Below are 24,911 nucleotides of genomic sequence, written 5' to 3'. Positions count from 1 at the left end.
TTGTTATGGCTGCAATTTGTATAGAACCCTCGCACAATTCATAGAGCTGGGGTCTTGTTTCCCAAACGCCTGATGTCTTACCCCATTATAAATAACAGTACAGACTTCTTCTAGCAAAGGATTATTATCACATTCCACAGCAACAGTGCATGGTGTACCAGGCAAATTAATCCAGCCCGTTTCTGGAGCTAAGAGAGCCTTTTCTTCAATGCCTTTGAAAGCAAAAGCACTTACTACTGCCAACATAAATACAAATGCTGGTAAAATCGATCTTAAAAATTTTGTTTTCATGATTTTGTAAATTTAACTGTTTAGATCTACTCTATTTCAGGTTTTCGATCTTCCCCCTGATACGGCCGTATATTATTTCCAATTTCAATCTGTTTCAATACTAAAGTAGTGGGGCTGCAATCGATACAGCACCAAATAATTCTCACTAAGTCCTATCAAAAAATTGTGGGAAATAGTGAAGCTTTTTATACTCTCTCCCTTATAATGATATAAATAAAAACTAAATTCATAGCTTCTCTTCTTTAAGTCATACACATCTACAATCGAGGCATCATTTAACATCTCTTTAGACTCATACCTTCCCAATCGTTCGGATTTTATGAATAAAAACTTCCCCCAAGTGTCAGAATATCTATTAACTATCAAAGCTTTATTTTCCAATTGACGTATTCGACCTGAGCTCATAGTTGATATTTTGATTGAAGCTTGTTTAACTGTATCTATAGTTCGCCCTCGATATTCTAAATTGAGATGAGTATCCGCAACTAAGAATTCATTCCGATAATAATATACATACAGCAATCTATCCAACTTTACATTATAGCGTAGCATTCCATCTGTGTCAAAAATGCCATCAATTTGTTTTTGCAACAATCGTGTAGAAAAAGATACAGTATCAGTAGCTCTTAAGTCAATCCTGCCAATTACATTTTGATCACTGAGCTTATCAAGACCACTAAAAACAAATTGAGCAGATGAAGCAACTTCAACTCGAGAAAAAGCTTGATAATCATAGCCTTTCCACAGTAGCTTCGCCTTCCAGTCAGTTAATAAGCCTTTATAAATAACAGGCACCTTACCATCAATAATAAAGAAATAAGAATCATTCACTTTAATTTGAGGTGCATAAAAAGGAATTTGTTGCTTATTATTTAAATCTATCTGATGGGTTTTTAAATCATTGAGTGTCGTATCAACACTCAACAAGTGAGCAGGAGCACTGGTATTGCCAAGATATATACGATCGTCCGATACACCAGCAATATAATAGGAATTATATTTAATCTTCAACCCTTTTATTGTCCTTACCGGATGAGGAGGATATCTACGTAAAAAGCTATTATTCCTATGTATTTCCTTTTCTGATAACAAATATAAAATCGAGATAGAAATAATTCCTCCAAGGAAAATACTTACTATTGATACGATGAACGATTTAGATTTCCTTAAGTTTATATTGTCGCACTCTAACCCACTAACTGCTATAATAATAAAACAAATATTAAAAACCATATGCTCCGTCCACCCAAACGCCTCCAACACCCCACCACATGAGCAAGGCACAAAATCAGTAAAGTTCAGGATGATGACTATATAAGCAGTAAACATCACCATCATGGTAAAAAAACCATAAAGAGCAATCCGTCTGGTGCGCTTAAACACCAAGAATAACGAAATAAGCAATTCCAATAGTGGCACCCCAATCGCTATAGGTTTGGCATAAGCACTCAATAACGGCGACTGGCCCAACTGGGTTTCAAAAGTCTCAAAATCCAATAACTTGCTCACTGCCGCGTACACAAATAAGAACGCACACAAATAAATGCCAATCTCTAAAGTATAGTGTTTCAATATATCCCATCGTGGTCGCATAACTGAATCTTAAGTAAGAATAAAATTCGTGAATTGTAATGTTTTCAAAAGAATAACTGATAGTCTCAGAAGGATTAGAATCAATTTGAATCTTGAATTTCGAATCGATATTACTTCCTCAAAGCCATCGGCGCGACCCCATATTGCTTTTTAAATGCTTTTGAAAAATGTGACATGTTTTTAAAGCCAATCATTTGAGCAATTCCTTTCACCGGTAGGCTTGTATTCTGCAGTAGCATACTTGCTCGTTTTAAGCGCTCCTGGGTTAAAAAACGATAAACAGAAGTGCCATACAATTGCTTAAAACCATTTTTTAATTTATGCTCATTGGTTCCAAATTCATGAGCCAAAACCCGTAGTCCAGGGAGCGGTTGTGAAATATTTTGGAGAATACAATCCCGGACGCTCTGAATAATTCGAACATCCTTTTCATTGGATAGCTTAAAGGGAGGGTTCGCTTTTGCACGCGATCGTAAATCTCCTGATCCTAATAGAGCCTTGATCCTATTTTCTATAAATAAACTACTCAGTGAAGTTTCAAAGGTGGTTACCAAAATAAAAGATACAGGCCATTCCGCTATGGAAACGGTACTAAAAGCAAAAGTGCATCTTTTGGTTAACTCACCCAGAACCTTGATAGAAAGGTCATGTGTCCCGTGATAATTGTCTTTATAAAGCAGGTCGCGGGCAATCAATTGCCAGCCTGACAATGAATCTGCCGTTAACAAATCAGAAAAAGAAGCCCCTAGTAAAGCATCAGATTCCTGGCCCAATAACGTATGAACTGTGTTGTTGACATACCGCACCTGAAAACCGGTATCCAGAACAAATAGCATATGTACATATTCCTTGATGGCTTCGGGAGAATCCAAATAACCGACATACCGCAAAGTGTCAGCCATCTCTTCAACCATCAGGTTGGCCATCACAAGCAACACTTCAATATCGTCATCTTCCTCTGATCGTTCCAAAAGATAGGTCCCTTCCCCAACAATCAAGGTCATGAGTAACCGCTGGATTTGCTGTAGCCGATATATATTGACAGCGCTTTGCATCAGCGGTAGGATTTTAAAAAATGCATAGCTTCAAAATGGTTTTCAAACAACTGCGTCGGAATGAGCGGTTTGCTTCGGTGAATATAAACACGCAGTAACACCTCTATAATAGCTCTTGTGTCAACCATTGCTACAGCTTTTAATAATGACGAACCTTCATTGGCAAGATAATCACGCGCCGACTTATCGGCATCCTTTATACCTTGGAGGTCGCACAATACCGGAAAGCAAGCGTCTTGCTGGTAATGAAGCCGTTCATTCACCACAATCTTTGCTGTGCTATAATCAAGGACAGGAAGTGGTTTATAAACAAAAATAAGAATGCCATCTGCCATCCAAATTTTAGAGTAAGTAGTCTCTTTCATAAGTATGAAGATCGATTGGAGCTCTAACTTATGAAAAAAAACAATCCGTTTAACGCAAAAGCAATTCATAACCCATTTTTAATCAAATATTTAAAGGAGTTTAAGCTGAAGTTTTGCTCTAAGGGAGATTTTCTATTCCCAAAAGGATTAACATGGTAAATAGATATCTCGTAATTATGAACATCGCATATTATTTTATAGTTTCCACTATATAATAAGAGGACTAAATCACAACAATAAATAGGCAAACAGAAATTCACCTTTAAAACTGATTTTAAAGCCCCAAAATATAGCTCCTTTGATCTCTAAAAAACTTAACCTAAAACCGCTTACATGAACAAATCCATCCTTACTTTTCCGACAACTTGTGCTATTCGCCCTCAAGTAGAGCATAGCCAAGATTAAATATGGCCAAAAGTGTCTTTTTGTGAAAAAAGACAGACAGATCAATATAACGATATGACCGGCCGTAATCACCGCTCAATTCCTACATATTAAGGCTTATACAGAACATTGCCTATGGGATGTGTTGATTTCTTTAACTTTTTCAATTTTAAAAATAAACTTCTGATGCAAAGAATTTGTATTTACAGTAAGGATATTTGTTGGATAACCGGAAAGAGCGAACGTTATGCGAGAGATATATTGCGTGATATTAGATTGCTCCATAAGAAAAAAAAGCATCAACTGATCACTATTGCCGAAGCCTGCGATTATCTAGGATTGCCGTATGAACAGGTCTGTGAAATGCTAAACCGAAGATCATAAACTCCATCCAAGCCCTCTTATCATTTAAAAAACTCTAAAACACACCTCTAACCCTGTCATCCCTCCTACGCTCTGAACTCTGAACTTTCATTGCATATTGTCTCTTGCCTCTAAATGCAATACTCCTACTCACTACCCTTTCACCACTCACCTTCAACAAAAAATTACTCACACTAGAATTTGAATTTGTAGCAAAATTGCTGTATCTTCACAACAAATATATTGCCATGAAAACAAAAAAGAACAAAACACCATCCTCTACAAAAGCAATAGATCCGAAAAAAAGTATTGATCGTGCAAGAATTAAAAGATCTGAAGAACCTAAATGGAGCATAGAGGTTGCCGAAGACAAATACACTTGGACCACAAAAATGGATAGAGTAGAGATTATTAGACATGGATTGCCTTATGAATCAATTGAAGTTATAGGTACAAGAACAAATTTACCCATCAAACAAGTGTTGCACTTAATGGGGGTAGCACAAACCACTTATAATAAAAAAAAGAAAGATAAAGATTTACTTACAGGCAGAGATAGCGAACTCGTTTTAGTGCTTACAGAGTTGCTCGATTTTGGCTTAGAGGTGTTCAATAATGAGAAAGATAAATTTCAACGCTGGTTAAAAAAACCAAATATTTCTCTGGGAGGTGTCTCTCCAAAAAGCCTCTTCGATTCATTAACCGGGATCCAAGAAGTTAGAAATAGCCTCAACAGACTTGAATATGGTAATATGGCTTAATGAGAGTATTCAGAATTGAAAGAAAAAAATTTTTAGAAACCACATTAAAGGGCATAGGTGCCGCGCTGACCGAAGGCTACCGCTGGAATAGCCTCAACACCTGTTTAGTATACTCCTCTGAATCACGAGCCCTAGCAACTTTGGAAGTTTCGGTGCATTTAGACTTTAATGAAGACTTACCAACAGATCGCTATTATGTTGAAATTGATATTCCTGATGCAGTGGAAATCTTAGAATTAAGCACCGAAGATTTACCAGATAATTGGAATATTCAGCCTCCTTCTCTTGAAACACAATACATTGGAGATGATTTTGTTTATGATAATGAGGCAGCGGTTCTAAAGGTACCCAGCAGTATTGTACCACCAGAATACAATTACCTGATTAACCCAAATCATTCAGACGCTAAGAAAATTACTGTGGTTTCAACAAAACGATTAACTTTTGACAAAAGATTCAAACAGATCAGGTAAATAGAATTCCAAAAGTATCTACTACCTCCTCTACTCTCTACTACCCACCACTCCGCCATTGCTGGTGTTTTCCACCAAAAATTTTCTTAATTGTTGATACTTAATTCTTAATCACACCTCCTCCCTACTTACCTCATAGACACTCCATAGATATTCCATAGATACTCCATAGTAAAGAATGCCAACAACATCTCGGCATAAAGAGTGAGAAACGGCAGAAAAGGAAATTGTGGCAATAAATCTCCAAATGAAGGAAAAATCAAAAAACGAACATATTGCTGAAACATAGAAACGAAGCGGCAAAAGTGACATCAGAACTTGATGATTCCCCCATAACTTTAGTCTCGGATCCAAAACCGGACATATAAGAAACAGCGGCCGATGTTTTGCGCAACTAGGTTCTGGATACCAAACGAAAGAATAGTATAACCTGAAGACATAGAAAAAATGTTTTCACAACAATTAAAATTATGGCAAAATTAAAAAGCTTAATTAAGATCGAAGGTACACTGGACGATCTTACCTTTTACAAGGGCAGAGATGGGTTTTTAGTCAGAACCAAAGGAGGTGTAAGTAAATCTCGCATTGCCAAAGATCCCGCCTTTGCACGAACACGCGAAAATGGGTCTGAATTCGGAATGGCAGCCACAAGCGGCAAAATGCTGAGACGAGCAATTCTTGATTTAATGGTAGACGCAAAGGACGGTCTCGTTACCTCAAGATTGACACGTGTGATGACATTGGTCAAAAATGAAGATGCCGTCAGTCCGCGGGGCGCACGCAACGTTGCAGTGGGCATCACGACACCACAAGGAAAATTGGCCCTAAAAGGCTTTAACTTCAATAACAGAGCAATTATGAGTGCGGTAGTTTTGTCAGATATCAATCTTACTATGGCAACGGGTGAGATTATTATACCTGACTTTATTCCAGCACAAAGATTGTATGTTCCAGAAGGATCCACCCACGTCAGTTTAATTTCAGGCTACTTGAATTTAGATTTCATAACGGGTGACAAAGACCTGCAGTTGAGTCCAGTTTCCAACATGCCTATTGACAATACCTCTTCAACAGTAACCTTAACTCCTGCCGCAGTACCTACAGGCGCTGGAGCAGAATGTTACTTTTTAAAAGTGGCCTTTTATCAAGAAATCAACGGCATTCAATACCCATTAAACAATGGTGCATATAATGCGCTCCAGCTATTGGAGGTATTATAATCTGAATTCCAAATTTAAAGCGGACCCAAAAAAGGTCCGCTTTTTTATTTGACTTTTTCAAAATATTCAAAGTCATTAGGTGTGTTTAATTAACCTGACAAATATTTAATTTTAAGCTTACTAGAAAGAGCGTGTTTAGTAAATATATTCCAAAACTTAATAAATACTCACAATCCCGCTCCCCTCTTTGGAAAAAGAGGCGACTGAGCGTTAGAAAATAGTCCCGTGGACTATTTTAGCGAAAGGGCGAGCTGGCGTGTTGGCACTATAATTCAAACTTGTGGAAAGAAGTCTGGACGGGGGTTTGAAACAAGAGTATGAAAAAAAGAGTTTAACTAATTTTTAATCTCCTTACCCAAATAATCCGTATGTTTAATACATGTCCAAACAACGCACACATAACAAAATAGAACTGCAAGATTACAGACAACAGCTGCGCAAAAAACTAACACCTGCAGAAGCATATTTATGGACACAACTAAAAGCTAGAAAATTAGATAACAAACGGTTTACTCGACAACATAGTATTGGCTATTATATTGTTGATTTCTATTGTGCATCTGAAAAGCTGATTATTGAATTGGATGGTCAAGGGCATTTCAATCCTGAAGCTCAGGAATATGACAGAAAAAGAACAGAATACCTGGAAACCTTTGGATATAAAGTAATCCGGTTTGAAAATAAGATGGTTTTTGATTATTTACCATCTGTTTTGATGGGGATACGGGAGTGTTTTAACAAAGCCTTAGATCAGCCACCTCCTTTTACTGAATAATAGGCCAGGGTGCAAATACAAACCCTCCGACTATCCCTCCTCCGTCAGGACAGCCACCTCCCTTTTACCAAAGGGAGGAGCCTTAAAATGTGAGGATTTATTAAAATGGTTTATAACCTGGACAAGGTCTAATTTTTAATTTAATAAAAAAGGACGCGTTAATAAAAACACTCCAAATATTAATGAAAAATAACAATCTGGCTCCCCTCTTTGGAAAAAGAGGGGAATGAATTGACCGTAGTGCAACGAAGGTAAAGAAAGGGGAGTTTGAAAGCGGAGTTTGAAAAAAAGCAAGTTGGAATGAATTTACCGTAGTGCAACAAAGGTAAAGAAAGGGGAGTTTGAAAGGGGTGTTTAAAAACTAAACAACCAACATCACAAACCCTACCCCCGCGCAGGAACAGACCCCTCAAACCAATCCCAAGTAATTTTAAGTCCTTCGCGGACCGTATATCTTGGTTCATATCCCAATAAGTTTTCAGCCTTTGAAATATCTGCTAAAGAATCTCTAACATCACCTTGACGTTCTGGGCCATATATAGGCTCTAACTGAGAGTCAGCTGCCGTTTTAAGGGAATCCCATAAATAGTTAATATCGATACGCTCTCCACAGGCCACGTTATATACTTGATTACCGGCTTCTTTTGAGGCAAACATACCTCTCACATTCGCCTGAATCACATTATCTATAAAGGTAAAGTCTCTGGTTTGTCCGCCATCACCATTTATTTTTGGTGCCACATCGTCTTTTAAAGACTGCATAAACAACGGAATCACAGCGGCATAAGCACCATTCGGACTTTGTTTTGGTCCGAAGACGTTAAAATAACGGAACCCAATCACATCGGTGCCATAAGTTTTACCAAACACATCAGCATACAATTCGTTAACGTATTTTGTAACGGCATAAGGTGATAAAGGCTTCCCGATAGTCTCCTCTACTTTTGGCAAGCTTTTACTATCACCATAAGTAGAACTTGAAGCGGCATACACCATGCGCTTCACATTAGGATTGTCTTTTACGGCAATCATCATATTTAAAAAACCTGAAATATTCACATCATTAGTAGTCGCAGGATCATTTATAGATCTTGGCACGGAGCCCAACGCCGCTTGATGCGATACATAGTCCATATCTTTTACTGCACGATGACAGGTGTCCACATCTCTGATATCGCCTTCCAACAATTCAAAAGCAGGATTAGCCATAAACTCGGTAAGATTCTCTCTATATCCGTTTGAAAAATTATCGAGCACGCGTACTTTCTTCGCACCGTGTTGCAGGAGGTACTGGACCAAATTGGAACCAATAAATCCTGCGCCTCCAGTAATTAAAAAGCTGTGTTTAGATAAATCTTCAGTATGATGGGTGTGTGTGTACATTATTTTTAATTCTGGGGTAATTATGATCTGATTCTGGATTGATGGTGATCTAATTAAAGCCTCGCGTCAACAGATTCTTTTGGCAATAAGGATTTGACGTCAAAAATAACGCCGATATCTGATTTTAATTTTTGGATGTCCAATTGTAAAAATTCGTTATGGGACACCGCGAGTACAATAGCATCATAAGAAGAAGCCAATTTAGTATCTGAACAAATTAAATCAAACCCGTATTCATGCTTCACCTCATCTGAAGAAGCCCAAGGGTCAAACACATCCACATTGACATCATAACTTTCAAATTCCTTAACGATATCAATCACTCTAGAGTTTCTGATATCGGGACAGTTTTCTTTGAAAGTGATTCCTAAAACTAAAACTTTAGAACCTTTTATTTTGGCGCCCTTCTTGATCATCATTTTAACAGTTTCCTGAGCCACATAGCTTCCCATACTGTCGTTCATCTTACGGCCCGCTAATATAATTTCAGGATTGTAGCCCGATTCAATGGCCTTTTGTGCCAAGTAATACGGATCGACACCAATACAGTGTCCGCCAACCAAACCTGGCGACATTTTAATAAAATTCCACTTGGTACCTGCTGCTTCCAAAACCGCTTTCGTATCTATATCAAGCAATCTGAAGATTTTTGAAAGTTCATTCACAAAGGCAATATTGATATCACGCTGTGAGTTCTCAATTACTTTAGCCGCTTCTGCCACCTTAATGGTTGGCGCCATATGCGTACCCGCAGTAATGATAGTTTTATATAGATTATCAACAATCACAGCAATTTCTGGCGTAGAGCCTGAGGTAACTTTTAGGATTTGAGTCACTGTATGGACCTTATCTCCTGGATTGATACGTTCCGGAGAGTAGCCTGCAAAGAAATCAACATTAAATTTAAGACCTGATTCCTTTTCTAAAATTGGCACACAAATATCTTCTGTTACTCCAGGATAGACCGTCGATTCATAAATGACCACGGCGCCTTTCTTCATCACTCTTCCTACTGTTTCACTAGCTTTTACTAGCGGTGTAAAAATTGGTTTGTTAAGTGCATCTGTTGGTGTTGGCACTGTAACAATAAAAAAATCAGAGTCCTTAATATCTGAAGGATCATTTGAAACAAGCAGACCACTTTTAGCATTATGGTCTGTAGTCAAAATAGCTTTCAGATCTTCATTCTCTACTTCTAAGGTTCTATCCACACCTAGATTGAGCTCGTCAATACGCTTCTGATTGATGTCAAAACCGACAACAAGAAACTTTTTAGCAAATTCCACCGCAAGTGGCAAACCTACATATCCTAATCCTAATACCGTAATTTTTGGGTTGCTTGTCATTTTGAGTTTTTTATGGATTTTAAAATGAAGTGCAAATCTACTGAAAAACTCCAATTTTGAATGTATTTTTTATTGATTTCAACCTTATCTACCCAAATAATCGTTCTATTGTACTGTTCAGGGTCTAATTGTGGTGCCAAGAGGAGTTCTTCGTCTTTATATTAAAGTTGCTGGATCAGTAATTCCCGGTCTGATATGTAGAATGATGCGATCAAAACCTTTCAATCTATCAGCAAAGCCAGCAATATCAGGCCTTGGTCCAACAAAGCTCATCTCGCCATTTAAAACATTAAACAGCTGCGGCCATTCATCTCATTTATAACGTCTTAAAAACTTACCAAAGTAGTTGCGCTTGCGTCAAGATGTCCTAGGCGGTGAATGCCGTCTTTTAATGTCCTGATTTTATAAATTTTAAAAGGCATCCCATACTGACCAATCCGATCCTGTAAATACTAACCGCATTGCCCAGTTTCCCAAGTTGCTATTAAGATTAGTAACAACATAGGGACTAGAAGAAATGGCACCAAACAACTCCCGATAAATACATCTAATGCACGTTTAAAAGCGGTTGTTTGAAAGATGACATTAAAGCTAGATTAGGTATTGATTTTTATAAATTTTTTGATACGCTTTAATAAGGATTTTTTCGAGTTACCTTCATGATAGGCATTGCCATAAACGCCATAGCCATATCCATAACCGTAACCATAGCCATACCCGTAGCCATAATTATGGTTGGTTTTATGCTTATAAAAGTTAAGAACGAAACTGATGTTCTTTACCTCGCCCATTTTATATTTTGCGTTAATTAAGCCCAACATCCCCTTTTTGGTGTAATCCAAACGCACCATAAACAACGTGGCATCAGCATACTGCGTGAGTTCCAACGCGTCGGTCACCAATCCCAACGGTGGCGTATCCAATACAATCATATCATAGCGATCGCGGACAAGTTCAATAAGCGCCTTCATGCGATCGCCCATCAATAGTTCTGAAGGATTTGGAGGTACGGGTCCAGAAGGGATAACATCTAAGTTTTCTATATGCGAGCTGTAGTTAACCTCATCAAAGGTATTATCTCCAATTAAGTAATTGACGATGCCTTTTTCATTTGTAATGTTAAAGTCATCAAATATTTTCGGTTTTCTTAAATCGAGACCAAGTAATAAAGTCTTTTTCCCCGATAGCGCATAAACCGTCGCAATATTGATAGAACAGTAAGTTTTTCCTTCGCCACTTACTGAGGAGGTAATCATAATTGTTTTTCCTCGTCCTTCTTTTTTTCCTTGCTTTTTATAAATAAACTGCAAGCTGGAGCGGATTGACCTGAAAGATTCCGATACCGCCGATTTAGGTTTTTCAAAAACCACGAGGTTGTTCTTATAACTGTATTTACCTATTAGACCAAGAATTGGGATATTGGACAAGCGCTCTATTTCATCAGATCCGTGAATGGTACTGTCCAATAAGAATATTATAAATATTAAAAACATTGGCGCAAAAAAACCAACCATTAATGCCATCATATAGTTGAGTGACTTATTTGGCCCTATAAGTCCACCCCCAATATCCTTAGCTTCGTCAATAGCCGTGATATCAGAAACATTGGCAGCCTTTACTATAGCTGCTTCGCCACGTTTTGACAAATAAACATCATAAGACTGTTGACTAATATTCATCTTGCGCTGAATTTTCAAAAACTGTTGTTGATCTTCAGGAAGTCCGCTCAACTGAGCTTCTAATCTGCCAATTGTTTTGGACAGCGTGTTCAATTGCAATCGGATGGTGCCTTTGGTAGCGTCAATAGTTTCCAAAAGCACATTCTTTTCAGAATCCAACTGTTTATCAATATCCTTAAATAAGATACTTCCTTCTTTAGTAGTGTATTCCAAGTTTTGACGCTCAATTGCGAGCGCAGTTATTTTAGAAACACTCGCTAAAATATTATTCTCCTCTATCCCTACGGAGGTGGGTGCAGCAATTTTAGTGTAGTCAGTTTTAGTACGTAAATAATTTTCTAAGGCATTAAGGTAATTAAGCTTGGATAGCTCTCCTTCTTTTTGGATGTCCAATCCTTTTAATTTCTCAGAAATAATCTGCATTTCATCACTGACGTCAAAAACCTTGTTCTTTTTCCTGAAGGTATTCATTTCATCCGTAACGTCCTTCAAATCATCATTAACAGCATTTAAACTACTATCAATAAACCTAATAGTATTGGTGGCGTACAAATTTTTACGTTCGAGTTCCATTTTACTCAAAATTGCCGTTGTGGCATTGAGATAATCCACGATTTTGGATTTATTATTCCCCGTCAAGGACAATTTCAATACAGAAGCAGACTCTTTTGAGAAAGGTTCTATTTTGATACCATTTTGAAACCCATTGACTACCCCATCAAAATTTAAGAACTTTATAAAATATTCTGAGTTCTTTTCTGGAATATGATTTGGTCTAGGATTGATAGTGGCATTGAAAAACGGTAGATTTATGGTTTGTCCAAAACTGTAGGTTTTTTGAAAAACTCCTTGGGGTACCCGCTCTTGATAAATGGACTTATCAGTAGGTATTTGAACTCTGCCCACCGTACCATTAAAGGTTATGAATATTTCAAATTGATTCTCATTTAAAAAGCGAATACCTATGGGCGATTCTAAAAGCTGACCTTTGGTTTTGTCAAGTTTTACAACAAATGGTGCATCTTTGTATATATCTTCCATGCGATATTTACCTTGTTCTAGATATAGCATATAATATTCCAAAGAATCAACCACAAATTCATTATGAGTCCTGGTCTTAATAGAGGTCATAATTTTACCCACTTTACCAGAAACGCCGCCCCAATTAAAAGAAATACTAGTATTTGCTGTAAAAAATGGATTCTGCTCAGTCTCTACCGAAATTAAAGAATCAAGTCGGTAGATATTTTGCTTTCTTACATTAATTAGGTAGGCAATAATTAAAGCGGCTCCAATACTCAATAGTACTAATTTCCAAAGATTAAGTGCTTTAAATAAGAAGCCTCTAAAATCGAAGGTAACACCTCTTGGTTCTGAATAATCATCGTGTTCTTCCATGAAAAACTACAGTCTAAGTAATAAAATGGTTGTGGTTACAAGGCTCAATACAGATACAATTGTAACTAAAGTCTCTCTACCAGTCGTTCCCGTACCCCAAGATTTTTGTTTGAGCGGCTTCACATAGATCATATCATTGGGCTGGATATAATAATATGGCGAATTCATAACATTCACATCGGTCAAATCCAAATGATGGATTTGCTGTCCTTGAGGATATTGCCTGATGATCAAAACATCCTTTCGATCGCCGGTCATTTCTATTTCACCCACATTGGCAATGGCCTGAAAGATATCCACCCGTTCCTGAAATAGTATTTGCGACCCCGGCGACCCTACTTCTCCCATGGCCGAATAGCGTAGTCCCGAAAGTTTAACGGTCACAAACATATTAGCGGTTTCTTTGAATTGCTCATCCAGCAATCTTTGCTTAATATGCTCTTCGATCTCTGCGGTAGTGTACCCAAGCACATTAACAGTACCCAACTCAGGTATTTTTATACTTCCGTGGACATCTACTGTAAAGCCATCAAAATAGGCGCGCTCGGCTGCACTAGCGTTCAAGTTTTCCTCACCTATGGGATTAAAAATATTGACGTTTTCCTGATCTAATACTTTAAGACGAATATTTAATATGTCATTGATCTGAACACGATAGGGCTTCTGTTGCTCCACCATTCTTTGAATAGAATCTGTAGCAGTGCTTTTATTTTGGAGATATACAAGGTCTTTTTGAGGAATACAGGACGTTAACAAACTACTGAGAATTAATCCCATAACCAAAAAAAATCGTTTCATAAAGGGTCAAATGTATTTTGACAAATATAAGTTTTCACTAGGAATATCAAAACAAATCGTCATGTTTTTGGAATATTGGCGACGTACGCTTTGAAAATAGCACTTTCGATATTATGAGATGATCCCTTACAATCGCATCGAGGTGGATTTAAAATAAAATCTATTTATATAAATCTGCTTAGATTGAAAGTACAACGTTTTATAAAAACGTCCTCTATCCTTCTTTAAATCGCGTGGTGAGTAATATTATTTTGTATGAAATGCTTAGAAACCACCTCAGTTGCTAAACTCATGTTTTAGGAAACAATTGGGCAGCTTTATACCCTATTGATATTTGGTTGCTAGAGCGAGGTCCATTGAAGCACTGATGTACCTGACACTTTATGTGGAGTTTTTTTTCCCCTTTTTATCACTAAATTATTTATTACGCTTATCAAGCTCATTCCGCATGTCTTTCTGATCTATTTCAATAATCCAACACCCAGCTATTTCTCGCTACTGATTTTAAGAACGACTAACAAAATCTTAGTGCTAAAAAGTTAAAATTAACTATACCAATTCCTATTCACCTCCCTATTTAAATCTTGATTTATAATTTTAAGAGCGAAGCGGTCTTAAGTCATTCCTCTCAATTATTCTTTTAAAACGACCGAAATTCAATCCCTTGTGTTTTATTTCCGTTATTTGCAAAAAAATAGACCTTGAATTACCTTACTGTTGAATCGATATCAAAAACTTATGGCGACGCTGCGCTATTTGAAGACCTTTCCTTTAGCATCCATAAAGATGATAAAATTGCATTCGTGGCAAAAAATGGAAGTGGCAAAACCTCCATTTTAAATATTATTTCTGGAATAGACCAACCGGACAATGGTCAAGTGGTGATCAGAAAAGGCCTGCGATTGTCCTTTTTATCGCAATCGCCCCAATTTGAAGATGAGATGACCATTGAAGATACCATTTTCAATTCTGATCTGCCTATCTTAAAAATCATCGAAGATTATGAGAAAGCCCTTCAAAATACCGAAGACGCTGATGCCTACCAACATGCCTTTGAAGGTATGGAAAGACACAACGCCTGGGAGTTTGAGTTGCGCTTTAAGCAAATCCTCTCGCAATTGAAGTTGGACGACCTGAGTCAGAAGATTAAAACCATGTCCGGAGGACAAAAAAAGCGCTTGGCATTGGCAACAGCACTCATCAACGAACCGGATCTTTTAATATTGGATGAGCCCACCAACCACCTCGATTTAGAAATGATCGAGTGGTTGGAGCAATATTTTGCCAAAGCACAGATGACTTTGTTTATGGTCACCCACGATCGGTATTTTTTGGAGCGGGTCTGTAATGAAATTATTGAATTGGACCATGGCAAACTATATACCTACAAAGGAAATTACTCTTATTATTTAGAGCAAAAAGAAGCACGCGTTCTCAATGAAACGGTTGAAACTGGTAAGGCCAAACAACTTTTTAAAAAGGAATTGGATTGGATGCGCCGTCAACCGAAAGCACGGACTACCAAATCAAAATCGCGAATTGACGATTTTCAGGATATCAAAGCCAAAGCCCATCAGCGCAGAAACGACCATCAGGTGCAACTGGAAATCCATATGGAGCGCCTTGGCAGTAAAATTGTGGAATTTCATAAAGTGTCGAAAGCGTTTAACGACAAGGTGATTTTAGACGGCTTTGAATATGTTTTCAAAAATGGAGAGCGGATTGGGATCATTGGGAAAAACGGCACCGGGAAATCGACTTTCTTAAATATGTTAACGCAGACAATTGTACCCGATTCTGGAAAAGTCATTATTGGTGACACCGTCAAATTTGGATATTATACCCAAAATGGGATCAAAATAAAGGAAGGCCAAAAAGTAATAGAGGTCATTAAGGAGTTTGGCGAGTATATTCCGCTGACCAAAGGGCGACAGATCAGTGCTTCACAATTGTTGGAACGCTTTTTGTTTGACCGCAAAAAACAATATGACTTCGTCGAAAAACTAAGTGGTGGGGAGCAAAAGCGTTTATATCTCTGTACTATTTTGATCCAGAATCCGAATTTCTTGATACTGGATGAGCCTACCAACGATTTGGATATTGTGACCTTAAATGTCCTTGAGGAATTTCTCTTGGATTTCCCTGGATGCTTGCTCGTCGTTTCGCATGACCGATATTTTATGGATAAGATTGTAGATCACTTATTTGTTTTTAGAGGCAACGGTGAAGTGGAGGATTTTCCCGGAAATTATTCTGATTACCGCGATTATGAAGTTTCAACGCCTTATGTGGAACCTGCGAAAATTGAAACAATGGCAGCAGACCCGAAGAAGAATGAAGCCAACAAGTTGTCCTACAACGAACAAAAAGAACTGAAATCTTTGGAAAGCAAAATCCGATCTCTGGAATTGGACAAAAAATCATTTGAAAGTAAATTTCTGGACACTTCCTTAAGTCAAGATCAAATCAATAAGTTATCGCTGGATTTGCAGAAAATAATTGATGATATGGCAGCTAAGGAAGCGCGATGGTTTGAATTATCTGAGAAACTGGGGGAATAAGTCCTATTCTTGTGGTTCTAGCGCTTCTCGTGGTTCTTGCAGAGCCGCGGAGACGCAGAGTTTCCTATATTGTGCGTTATTACTTTTTATAAGTATTGGTTTTTGGCATATTTAATATAAAGATAGACTCTTTGCGTTCGTTGCGTAAACGTTGCGATCTTTGCGGTTAAAAGAAGTCTCTCGGAGAGCCGCGAAGGTGCAGGAGTTACGACTGTTGGATATTTATTGTTTTTATTTTTTGTTACAGAATAAAATCAGTCAAAATCCGTAGAATCAGCGTCATCAGCGTTCCATTAAAAAATAATTCCAAAACGTTAATAGCTTTTTAACTTGAAACTTGAAACAATAGAAACCAGCCTGCCCGTCCGAAGCTTTTGCGGAGGCGGGAAACCATAGAAACCAGAAACAAACACCTTGCATCAATTTATTTCCTACATAAAATTCCTACTAAAATCAAGCAACCAACACGGGGCGCACTCCCCCTTTGTTTATAATTTGATTACCAAATGTTTTTATGACAAATCAGAATATGCTGAATACAAGATCCTAAAAGCATACCGTTCTAATTTGCTTCAAAATCCTGAAACAATCAAGATAACCGATTTTGGATCAGGATCTAAGGTATTCACGACTGATGAGCGCAGCATTAAAGCTATCGCAAAAACCTCTGGCACTTCACTTAAAATTTCGGAATTGCTCTTCAGAATCGTCAGATATTTTCAGCCAAACACTATTTTAGAATTGGGCACCAATCTTGGTATTGGCACTCATGCCATGGCACTGGCAAATCCAAAATCTCAAATTACGACCATAGAAGGCTGCGCAGAAATCTTAAAAGTTGCCCATCAGCATTTGCTTGAGCCTGAGCTTTCGAATATCAACACCGTTCAAGGCGATTTTAGATCGGTAATTGAAAACTTAAATAAAGATACTTGGGATTTGATTTTTTTTGACGGGCACCATTCCCAAGACGCAACCTTGACTTATTTTGAAAAACTTTTACCCAAAGCCCATAATAATTCCATTTTTATTTTTGACGATATTTACTGGTCAAAAGGCATGACCGAAGCTTGGGAAAACATCAAAAATCATCCACAAGTAACAGTAACCGTGGATACCTTTAATTGGGGTCTTGTGTTTTTTAGAAAAGAACAATTTAAAGAACATTTTAAGATCAGAGTGTAACAAGTCGGCGAATTGAACGTCAAACTAATCGTAAATCAATTAACTTGCAAACTTTAAAAAGTTCAGAGTTCAGAGTTGAGTTCACAGTTTGGAATTTGGAATCCTGAATTACCAACCAAATTCAGGCATGCTCAATTCTTCTGAACCTTGATCTTTAACCTTTGAACCATAAACATACCCATGGGAAACGTCATTCACATTAGAAATATCGTCAGGAACTTCCAATTAGGATCAGAAACCGTCTATGTATTAAAAGGCATCGACCTGGACATTGAACGTGGTGATTATGTTGCGATCATGGGACCTTCAGGTTCTGGGAAATCGACCCTAATGAATCTTTTAGGTTGCTTAGATACGCCAACAGCCGGTACGTATATTCTTAATGATAAAGATGTCAGCAAATTGAGTGATGATCAGTTGGCTGAAATCAGAAATAAAGAAATCGGTTTTGTTTTCCAGACCTTTAACTTACTGCCAAGAACGACGGCCTTAGACAATGTGGCCTTACCCATGATTTATGCTGGAGCCTCAAAAGCGGATCGCTATGCTCGTGCTACTGAAGTATTGACCAATGTAGGCTTGGCAGATCGTATTCACCACAAACCCAACGAACTTTCTGGAGGTCAACGTCAACGTGTGGCCGTAGGCAGAGCCTTGGTCAATAGGCCGTCCATTATCCTCGCTGATGAGCCAACGGGAAATTTAGATTCTAAAACCTCGTTGGAAATTCTACAATTATTCGACGATATCCATAAAGCAGGAAATACCGTCATCGTTGTTACCCACGAAGAAGACGTGGCCGCACGTGCAGCACGTATCATACGTTTACGAGATGGGTTGATTGAGAGTGACGAGCGGAATTGAGATGAGGTGTTAGGAATTAGGAATTAGTACATTGCATTGAACTTCTCTGATTAGAGTTGACCTTTATCAATTTAAAGATAACATTTTTCGCGTCCCTCCGCAATGACAGTGTATGCGAAAATACCCAGAAATTATTCGCACGGATTCTATAGACCCGACTGACTTACGGGCAAATTTCCGCAGATCTATCGCCACTTAATCAATGAGTTTCAATCAAAAATAGACTAAAGTCCATTCCATTACCTATCCATAATTCATTCTTTTTATCTTTTTTTTGATTTTTATATTTTTATATTTTTTGATTCTTTACGTCCATTCTATTCTTTCATTACTAGTTAAATCCCGTAACTTTGAATAAAGAACTTTAAATCTAAAAATCGTTCAGCATGAAAATCTACACAAAAACAGGTGATAAGGGCACTACTGCCCTATTTGGTGGCACAAGAGTACCCAAACACCATATTCGCATTGACAGTTACGGAACCGTGGACGAGCTCAATTCTTATATTGGCTTGATCAGAGACCAAAACATCGCCCAACATTACAAAGACGTTTTAATAATTATACAGGATCGGTTATTTACAGTGGGTGCAACATTAGCTACAGATCCCAATAAAGCGATCCTTAAAAGCGGAAAAGAACGCTTGAATATCCCGAAAATTTCGTTTGAGGATATCGAACGTTTAGAAAAAGAAATGGACCTTATGAACGAAAGCCTGCCAGACATGACGCACTTCGTGTTGCCTGGCGGCCATCAAACAGTGTCATTCTGTCATATATCCCGTACGGTGTGCCGTAGAGCGGAGCGTTTAGCGTCTGCACTTAATGACTTAGAACCTTTTCAACCCGAATCCTTAACTTATTTAAACCGTCTCTCTGACTATCTTTTTGTGTTGGCACGAAAGTTGTCTCATGAATTGAAGGCTGAAGAAATCCAATGGATTCCACAAAAAGAATCTTAAGGAAATTAGGCGGTTACATTTTTTTTGTTTATATATTATAAATCAAGAAATTATGTAAAAATTATACGCTCTTTTTATTAGTGATTAAATAATTCATTTTTTACTTGATTTTATCAACAAAAAAATTATTTTTGCAAAAATTTAAAACGAATAACAAATGTATTGGACGTTAGAACTAGCATCTTATTTAAGTGATGCGCCTTGGCCAGCCACCAAAGACGAATTAATTGATTATGCAATCCGTACTGGTGCACCTTTAGAAGTGGTAGAGAATTTACAAGCGATTGAAGATGAAGGAGACTCTTATGATTCGATTGAAGAAATTTGGTCAGATTATCCAACAGATGAAGACTACCTCTGGAATGAGGACGAATATTAAATAAATTAGAAAAAACTGTTAAAAAGTCTCCTTATGAGACTTTTTTTGTGCGCTATTTTTTAATTACCATAGCACAAACCGTATCTTTGTGAGCCATAAAAAAGCAACACAACATACAAACAACATATTTATATTAACGTACCCTGAGCTTTCCTGCCTCGAGCAACAAGAAAGATAGCAGTGTAAACAAAAATACCATATGACTTTTTTAGATTCAGTATTAAAGGTCTTTGTTGGCGATAAATCCAAACAGGATGTCAAAGCCATCACTCCTATTGTAGAACAAGTTAAAACCTTTGAAAAAGCTTTGGAAGCTTTGTCTCACGACGAATTAAGGGCAAAGACGGACTATTTCAAATCTAAAATAGCAGAAGCACGACAGCCTTTTAACGATAACATTGAGAAACTTCAAAAAGACGCTGAAGCAACAGAAGACATTGATGAACGCGAAGATATCTATCTAGAAATAGACCGTATCAAAGATGATATTTACAAGGCTACTGAAGACGTATTAAATGCTATTCTTCCAGAAGCTTTTGGTGTTGTTAAGGAAACGGCCAAACGTTTTGTACATAACACTTCTATAACCGTAACAGCTAGTGCTTTTGACCGTGAAATTTCAGGAACTAAAGATTATGTGACCCTAGAGGATGACAAAGCAACTTGGGCAAATTCTTGGGATGCCGCCGGAAAACCTATTACGTGGGACATGATTCACTATGACGTGCAGCTTATTGGTGGGGTGGCACTTCATCAGGGTAAAATTGCAGAGATGCAGACTGGTGAAGGTAAAACTCTTGTGGCGTCGTTACCAATGTACTTGAATGCCCTTGCTGGTAAAGGTGTTCACTTAGTAACGGTGAATGATTACTTGGCAAAACGTGATAGTGCGTGGATGGCTCCTCTGTTTGAGTTTCATGGGATGAGCGTTGATTGTATTGATTACCATCAGCCTAATTCTGCTGCACGTAAAAAAGCATATAACGCCGACATTACCTACGGAACAAATAACGAATTTGGTTTCGACTATTTACGTGATAATATGGCACATTCGCCTGATGATCTCGTACAACGTCCGCATCATTACGCAATCGTAGATGAGGTGGATTCTGTTTTAGTGGATGACGCCCGTACGCCGTTGATCATTTCTGGACCAATCCCACAAGGAGAACGTCATGAATTTAACGAACTAAAACCAAAAGTTGATGCCATTGCTGCTGCACAACGCCATTACCTGACCGGTGTTTTGGCGGAAGCCAAGAAATTGATTGCAGAAGGCGACACCAAAGAAGGTGGTTTTAAATTGCTCCGTGTTTATAGAGGAATTCCTAAAAACAAAGCTTTAATCAAGTTTTTAAGTGAGGAAGGTATCAAACAATTACTGCAAAAAACAGAAAATCATTACATGCAGGACAACAATCGTGAAATGCCTAAGGTAGACTCGGAACTGTACTATGTGATTGATGAAAAAAACAATCAGGTAGAATTATCTGATAAAGGTGTAGAATTTCTTTCCGGTGAGGACGACCCTAATTTCTTCGTCATGCCAGAAATCGGAATGGAAATCACAAAAATTGAAAATCAAAACCTTTCCAAAGAAAAAGAAGCGGAAGCGAAAGAAGAATTGTTCAGAGATTTTGGCGTCAAGTCAGAACGTATCCACACTCTAAACCAATTATTGAAAGCTTATGCCCTATTTGAAAAAGACATTCAATATGTGGTGATTGACAATAAGGTAATGATTGTTGATGAACAAACGGGACGTATCATGGACGGCCGTCGTTATAGTGATGGTTTGCACCAAGCTATTGAGGCCAAGGAGAACGTAAAAATTGAAGCGGCCACCCAAACATTTGCCACGGTAACGTTACAAAATTACTTCAGAATGTACCGTAAATTATCAGGAATGACCGGTACGGCATTGACTGAAGCTGGTGAGTTCTGGGAAATCTATAAACTGGACGTGGTTGAAATTCCAACCAACAGACCAATCGCTCGTGATGATCGCGATGATTTGGTTTATAAAACGAAACGTGAAAAATATAACGCGGTGATTGACGAAGTGACCAAATTATCACAGGCAGGCCGCCCTGTTTTGATTGGAACAACCAATGTTGAGATCAGTGAGTTATTGGGTAAAATGTTGACATTACGAAAAGTGCCACACAATGTTTTGAACGCAAAACTCCATAAAAAAGAAGCTGATATTGTTGCAGAGGCAGGACAGCCAGGCCAAGTGACCATTGCCACAAACATGGCAGGTCGTGGTACGGATATCAAGTTAAGCGAGGAAGTTAAAAAAGCTGGTGGTTTAGCCATTGTAGGAACAGAACGTCATGATTCACGTCGTGTGGACAGACAGTTACGTGGTCGTGCCGGGCGTCAGGGAGATCCAGGAAGCTCACAGTTTTATGCGTCTCTAGAAGATAATTTAATGCGACTTTTTGGTAGTGAACGTATTGCTAAGATGATGGATAGAATGGGCCTTCAAGAAGGTGAAGTTATCCAGCATTCCATGATTTCAAAATCTATTGAGCGTGCCCAGAAAAAAGTTGAGGAAAATAACTTTGGAGTTCGTAAACGTTTATTGGAGTATGATGATGTGATGAACGCCCAACGTGAAGTTATTTACAAGCGTCGTCGTCATGCCTTACATGGTGAGCGTTTGCGCGTGGATCTTGCCAATATGATTTTTGATACCTCAGAAATCATTACCCAAACCAATAAAGCGGCCAACGATTTCAAAAACTTTGAATTTGAACTGATTCGTTATTTTTCAATGAGTTCTCCTATTACGGAAGCGGAATTCAGGAAAATGTCTGAACAGGAAATTGCCGGTAAAATATACAAGGCAGCTTTTCAACATTACAAAGAGAAAATGCAGCGTAATGCTGATATGGCGTTTCCTGTTATTAAAAATGTATACGAAACACAGCGCGATAAATTCAAGCGTATTGTCGTTCCATTTACGGATGGTGTAAAGAGTTTACAAGTGGTAACCGATCTTGAAAAAGCTTATGAAACCAACGGGAAACAGCTGATCAATGATTTTGAAAAGAACATTACATTGGCCATTGTAGATGATGCATGGAAAACGCATTTACGTAAAATGGACGAATTGAAACAATCCGTTCAGTTGGCAGTACATGAGCAAAAAGATCCATTATTGATCTATAAATTTGAAGCTTTTGAATTGTTTAAGGTGATGATTGACCAAGTGAACAAAGATGTGATTTCCTTCTTATTTAAAGGAGAATTGCCATCAGAAACCACAGATGCCATTCAGGAAGCGCGCCAAACACGTTCTAAAGAAAAATTAGAAACCAATAAAGAAGAAATCCCTAATTTGGACGAACGCTCCTCTCAAAGCAGAGCTGCAGGAAATACCCAACGTCAAGAAGTGGTGGAAACCATTGTACGGGACAAACCGAAAATTGGTCGTAATGATAAAGTCACCATCAAGCATGTGCTCAGTGGCGAAAACAAGTCGTTGAAGTACAAACAAGCGGAACCTTTTTTAGCTAAAGGCGACTGGGTGTTGACTGAAGAATAATCAAATTCCTGCCGAGACAGGAATCTCGTAAAAAAAAAAATCCTGATATCAGAAGATATCAGGATTTTTTGGTTTTGTTATTTTCACGAAGCTTTTAAATCAGGTCTCAGACCCTCTAAAAAAGCAAGTAGATCACCTCTCTAAAATAGCGGTGTGTTTTTTAAATTGATGAGACCTTCCTTACTACCATTAAGTGGTCTTTTGGTACGTAAATAGCGATCAAGATTATACTTGTCAAAATTTGGTGCATCCTTATCCACACTACTTATTTTAACACGACCTGCAGAATGGATAAACTCGTTATTGCCAATCCACATACCCACATGAATCACTCTTTCTGCCGTAGAATCGGTAGCCTTTTTACCAAAAAACAATAAATCGCCGGGAAGAAGGTCCTTAAAATCTTTCTCATCATCCATTAATTCACCTGTATGTATCTGTTGGGAGGCATCTCTTGGTAAAATAATGCCATTTAGGAAATATATTGTTTTGGTAAATCCACTGCAATCGACACCCTTTGGTGAGGTACCTCCCCATAGATAAGGTAAGCCCATGAGTTGTTTAGAGGTGGCCACCAAATTTTCTTGGGAAGGATTGGTATGTGATAACCACGATTGATAAGCCTCAGCTTCCGTTTTGTTTATGAATGCAATGCGTCCATCTGGATAAATAACTTTATAAAACGCACCTTCTTCACCTAAAATCTCCAAGATTCCGCCAGCAACAATGTCAGAGACCACTTGTGAGTTTGTAGAAGGCTCTGAGTAACTACTACCGAACATCTTCGTATATATCATCTTAGATTTCGTTTTCCAAAGATCCAACTCCTCAGGGGACTTTGGTTCTACGCCACCACTATCTACCCATGACAAATAGAGGTCAGGAGTCTGGATTAAGGACCAGCTCCCCTCCTTTTTTAGAATCTTAACTGGGGTGCCCAAGGTTGCTTGTGTGGACAATTCCGCTGAATGTGCAGGATTACTTCTCAAATTTGCCACAGAAATAGTCACTAAACCCATTGTTTTATCCGCCAAATCAGCTGTTGGTAAAAGTTGAATGCTGTCCACATAGTCCACTTTAGCCTCTGAAAGCTGATTTTTCAATTTCGCAACGGCATCTGGTAAGTTGCTTTCTCCTTTCAAAACATAGGTGCTACCGCTTTTATCTGCGTTAACAGCAAATAAAGCCACTCTTTTGTCTGGAGCAAATTCATTTTTAACAGCGTCTATATCTTCTGTCAAATAATTTTTATTTTCAGCCTTCTCGGCGCAATTGAACAGCAACAATAGCGTTAAAATTGACAAACCGAATTTTGATATTCTTTGTAACATTTTTATCTGATTTATTAAGGTAGCAAATTATAAAATTATATCTAATCTCGTAAAGATTTTAAGCTTACTTTTTATTTGCGCTTCAGTTCTATAACTCAACAGAAAGCTTAGTTCTTTCTAATGGACTGCTTCTGAATCGCCAAACATCCTTTCCTAAAACATTTTTAAAGATGAAGCAGCATTATTCAACAT

The 24,911-nt window shown here is 38.0% G+C and carries 21 protein-coding genes; 11 read left to right on the top strand and 10 right to left on the bottom strand.

What is annotated here, in order from left to right:
• Positions 1-3: 3 nt before the first annotated feature.
• From G525_RS0112490 to G525_RS0112475, 4 genes are all read right to left on the bottom strand, one after another.
• Positions 4-291 (bottom strand): DUF6520 family protein, encoded by a 288-nt coding sequence (locus G525_RS0112490; protein WP_027126467.1) that lies wholly within the window; start codon positions 289-291, stop codon positions 4-6.
• An 84-nt stretch (positions 292-375) separates the two neighbouring features.
• Positions 376-1,863, bottom strand: a complete 1,488-nt coding sequence (locus G525_RS20930; protein ID WP_157491936.1) for a MauE/DoxX family redox-associated membrane protein — start codon at positions 1,861-1,863, stop codon at positions 376-378.
• Positions 1,864-1,994: 131 nt separating this feature from the next.
• Positions 1,995-2,939, bottom strand: coding sequence for a helix-turn-helix domain-containing protein (locus G525_RS21770; RefSeq protein ID WP_027126466.1), 945 nt, complete (start codon positions 2,937-2,939; stop codon positions 1,995-1,997).
• The gene (locus tag G525_RS0112475) at positions 2,939-3,304 is read right to left on the bottom strand and encodes a DUF7793 family protein (protein ID WP_027126465.1); all 366 of its coding nucleotides are present in this window, start codon (positions 3,302-3,304) and stop codon (positions 2,939-2,941) included. Before G525_RS0112475 ends, G525_RS21770 begins: the two co-directional genes overlap by 1 nt.
• Positions 3,305-3,874: 570 nt before the next feature.
• Here G525_RS0112475 and G525_RS22090 point away from each other — a divergent pair.
• The 5 genes from G525_RS22090 (at position 3,875) to G525_RS0112455 (ending at position 7,280) form a co-directional block, all read left to right on the top strand.
• Positions 3,875-4,072: a hypothetical protein gene (locus G525_RS22090; RefSeq protein ID WP_084647757.1), complete on the top strand. Its 198-nt coding sequence runs from the start codon at positions 3,875-3,877 to the stop codon at positions 4,070-4,072.
• Between the two features lie 227 nt (positions 4,073-4,299).
• A complete protein-coding gene (gene parS / locus G525_RS0112470) occupies positions 4,300-4,812 on the top strand; it encodes a type II RES/Xre toxin-antitoxin system antitoxin (RefSeq protein ID WP_027126464.1) in 513 nt (170 codons plus the stop codon).
• Positions 4,812-5,285 (top strand): RES family NAD+ phosphorylase, encoded by a 474-nt coding sequence (locus tag G525_RS0112465; RefSeq protein ID WP_027126463.1) that lies wholly within the window; start codon positions 4,812-4,814, stop codon positions 5,283-5,285. The genes parS and G525_RS0112465 overlap by 1 nt, the downstream gene beginning before the upstream one ends.
• 470 nt (positions 5,286-5,755) lie before the next feature.
• Positions 5,756-6,505, top strand: coding sequence for a hypothetical protein (locus tag G525_RS0112460; protein ID WP_027126462.1), 750 nt, complete (start codon positions 5,756-5,758; stop codon positions 6,503-6,505).
• Between the two features lie 379 nt (positions 6,506-6,884).
• A complete protein-coding gene (locus G525_RS0112455; protein WP_027126461.1) occupies positions 6,885-7,280 on the top strand; it encodes an endonuclease domain-containing protein in 396 nt (131 codons plus the stop codon).
• A 384-nt stretch (positions 7,281-7,664) separates the two neighbouring features.
• On the opposite strand, the gene G525_RS0112450 is transcribed toward G525_RS0112455, so the two are convergent.
• The 5 genes from G525_RS0112450 to G525_RS0112425 all read right to left on the bottom strand — a co-directional run bounded on the left by G525_RS0112450 (position 7,665) and on the right by G525_RS0112425 (position 13,884).
• Complete coding sequence (locus tag G525_RS0112450; protein WP_035479630.1) at positions 7,665-8,663, bottom strand: SDR family oxidoreductase; 999 nt, start codon at positions 8,661-8,663, stop codon at positions 7,665-7,667.
• 53 nt (positions 8,664-8,716) lie between these two features.
• Positions 8,717-10,009 (bottom strand): nucleotide sugar dehydrogenase, encoded by a 1,293-nt coding sequence (locus G525_RS0112445; RefSeq protein WP_027126459.1) that lies wholly within the window; start codon positions 10,007-10,009, stop codon positions 8,717-8,719.
• Positions 10,010-10,165: 156 nt separating this feature from the next.
• A complete protein-coding gene (locus tag G525_RS22775) occupies positions 10,166-10,282 on the bottom strand; it encodes a hypothetical protein (protein WP_281170399.1) in 117 nt (38 codons plus the stop codon).
• 323 nt (positions 10,283-10,605) lie between these two features.
• On the bottom strand, positions 10,606-13,086 hold the full coding sequence (locus G525_RS0112430; protein ID WP_027126458.1) for an exopolysaccharide transport family protein: 2,481 nt from the start codon (positions 13,084-13,086) through the stop codon (positions 10,606-10,608).
• A gap of 6 nt (positions 13,087-13,092) precedes the next feature.
• Complete coding sequence (locus tag G525_RS0112425) at positions 13,093-13,884, bottom strand: polysaccharide biosynthesis/export family protein (RefSeq protein ID WP_027126457.1); 792 nt, start codon at positions 13,882-13,884, stop codon at positions 13,093-13,095.
• A 701-nt stretch (positions 13,885-14,585) separates the two neighbouring features.
• Here G525_RS0112425 and G525_RS0112420 point away from each other — a divergent pair.
• The 6 genes from G525_RS0112420 (at position 14,586) to secA (ending at position 23,388) form a co-directional block, all read left to right on the top strand.
• Positions 14,586-16,445 (top strand): ABC-F family ATP-binding cassette domain-containing protein, encoded by a 1,860-nt coding sequence (locus tag G525_RS0112420; RefSeq protein WP_027126456.1) that lies wholly within the window; start codon positions 14,586-14,588, stop codon positions 16,443-16,445.
• Positions 16,446-16,859: 414 nt separating this feature from the next.
• On the top strand, positions 16,860-17,630 hold the full coding sequence (locus G525_RS0112410; protein ID WP_027126455.1) for an O-methyltransferase: 771 nt from the start codon (positions 16,860-16,862) through the stop codon (positions 17,628-17,630).
• Positions 17,631-17,810: 180 nt separating this feature from the next.
• Positions 17,811-18,494: an ABC transporter ATP-binding protein gene (locus G525_RS0112405; RefSeq protein ID WP_027126454.1), complete on the top strand. Its 684-nt coding sequence runs from the start codon at positions 17,811-17,813 to the stop codon at positions 18,492-18,494.
• 386 nt (positions 18,495-18,880) lie between these two features.
• Positions 18,881-19,456, top strand: coding sequence for a cob(I)yrinic acid a,c-diamide adenosyltransferase (locus tag G525_RS0112400; protein ID WP_027126453.1), 576 nt, complete (start codon positions 18,881-18,883; stop codon positions 19,454-19,456).
• Between the two features lie 157 nt (positions 19,457-19,613).
• Positions 19,614-19,835, top strand: a complete 222-nt coding sequence (locus G525_RS0112395; RefSeq protein WP_010177336.1) for a DUF2795 domain-containing protein — start codon at positions 19,614-19,616, stop codon at positions 19,833-19,835.
• Between the two features lie 199 nt (positions 19,836-20,034).
• Positions 20,035-23,388, top strand: a complete 3,354-nt coding sequence (gene secA / locus G525_RS0112390) for a preprotein translocase subunit SecA (RefSeq protein WP_027126452.1) — start codon at positions 20,035-20,037, stop codon at positions 23,386-23,388.
• A 140-nt stretch (positions 23,389-23,528) separates the two neighbouring features.
• On the opposite strand, the gene G525_RS0112385 is transcribed toward secA, so the two are convergent.
• Positions 23,529-24,719 (bottom strand): C40 family peptidase, encoded by a 1,191-nt coding sequence (locus G525_RS0112385; RefSeq protein ID WP_027126451.1) that lies wholly within the window; start codon positions 24,717-24,719, stop codon positions 23,529-23,531.
• Positions 24,720-24,911: the final 192 nt, after the last annotated feature.

This window comes from Gelidibacter mesophilus DSM 14095, from assembly GCF_000423005.1.
GTDB classification, from domain to species: Bacteria; Bacteroidota; Bacteroidia; order Flavobacteriales; family Flavobacteriaceae; genus Gelidibacter; species Gelidibacter mesophilus.
Note: the sequence above shows the minus strand (reverse complement) of the source record. Positions and strands in the feature narration are given on the sequence as shown.

Bases quoted from the DNA above. Each gene is read 5' to 3' on its own strand.
- G525_RS0112490 (WP_027126467.1), bottom strand. From the start codon at position 291: ATGAAAACAAAATTTTTAAGATCGATTTTACCAGCATTTGTATTTATG.
- G525_RS21770 (WP_027126466.1), bottom strand. From the start codon at position 2,939: ATGCAAAGCGCTGTCAATATATATCGGCTACAGCAAATCCAGCGGTTA.
- G525_RS0112475 (WP_027126465.1), bottom strand. From the start codon at position 3,304: ATGAAAGAGACTACTTACTCTAAAATTTGGATGGCAGATGGCATTCTT.
- G525_RS22090 (WP_084647757.1), top strand. From the start codon at position 3,875: ATGCAAAGAATTTGTATTTACAGTAAGGATATTTGTTGGATAACCGGA.
- parS (WP_027126464.1), top strand. From the start codon at position 4,300: ATGAAAACAAAAAAGAACAAAACACCATCCTCTACAAAAGCAATAGAT.
- G525_RS0112465 (WP_027126463.1), top strand. From the start codon at position 4,812: ATGAGAGTATTCAGAATTGAAAGAAAAAAATTTTTAGAAACCACATTA.
- G525_RS0112460 (WP_027126462.1), top strand. From the start codon at position 5,756: ATGGCAAAATTAAAAAGCTTAATTAAGATCGAAGGTACACTGGACGAT.
- G525_RS0112455 (WP_027126461.1), top strand. From the start codon at position 6,885: ATGTCCAAACAACGCACACATAACAAAATAGAACTGCAAGATTACAGA.
- G525_RS0112450 (WP_035479630.1), bottom strand. From the start codon at position 8,663: ATGTACACACACACCCATCATACTGAAGATTTATCTAAACACAGCTTT.
- G525_RS0112445 (WP_027126459.1), bottom strand. From the start codon at position 10,009: ATGACAAGCAACCCAAAAATTACGGTATTAGGATTAGGATATGTAGGT.
- G525_RS22775 (WP_281170399.1), bottom strand. From the start codon at position 10,282: ATGAGCTTTGTTGGACCAAGGCCTGATATTGCTGGCTTTGCTGATAGA.
- G525_RS0112430 (WP_027126458.1), bottom strand. From the start codon at position 13,086: ATGGAAGAACACGATGATTATTCAGAACCAAGAGGTGTTACCTTCGAT.
- G525_RS0112425 (WP_027126457.1), bottom strand. From the start codon at position 13,884: ATGAAACGATTTTTTTTGGTTATGGGATTAATTCTCAGTAGTTTGTTA.
- G525_RS0112405 (WP_027126454.1), top strand. From the start codon at position 17,811: ATGGGAAACGTCATTCACATTAGAAATATCGTCAGGAACTTCCAATTA.
- G525_RS0112400 (WP_027126453.1), top strand. From the start codon at position 18,881: ATGAAAATCTACACAAAAACAGGTGATAAGGGCACTACTGCCCTATTT.
- G525_RS0112395 (WP_010177336.1), top strand. From the start codon at position 19,614: ATGTATTGGACGTTAGAACTAGCATCTTATTTAAGTGATGCGCCTTGG.
- secA (WP_027126452.1), top strand. From the start codon at position 20,035: ATGACTTTTTTAGATTCAGTATTAAAGGTCTTTGTTGGCGATAAATCC.
- G525_RS0112385 (WP_027126451.1), bottom strand. From the start codon at position 24,719: ATGTTACAAAGAATATCAAAATTCGGTTTGTCAATTTTAACGCTATTG.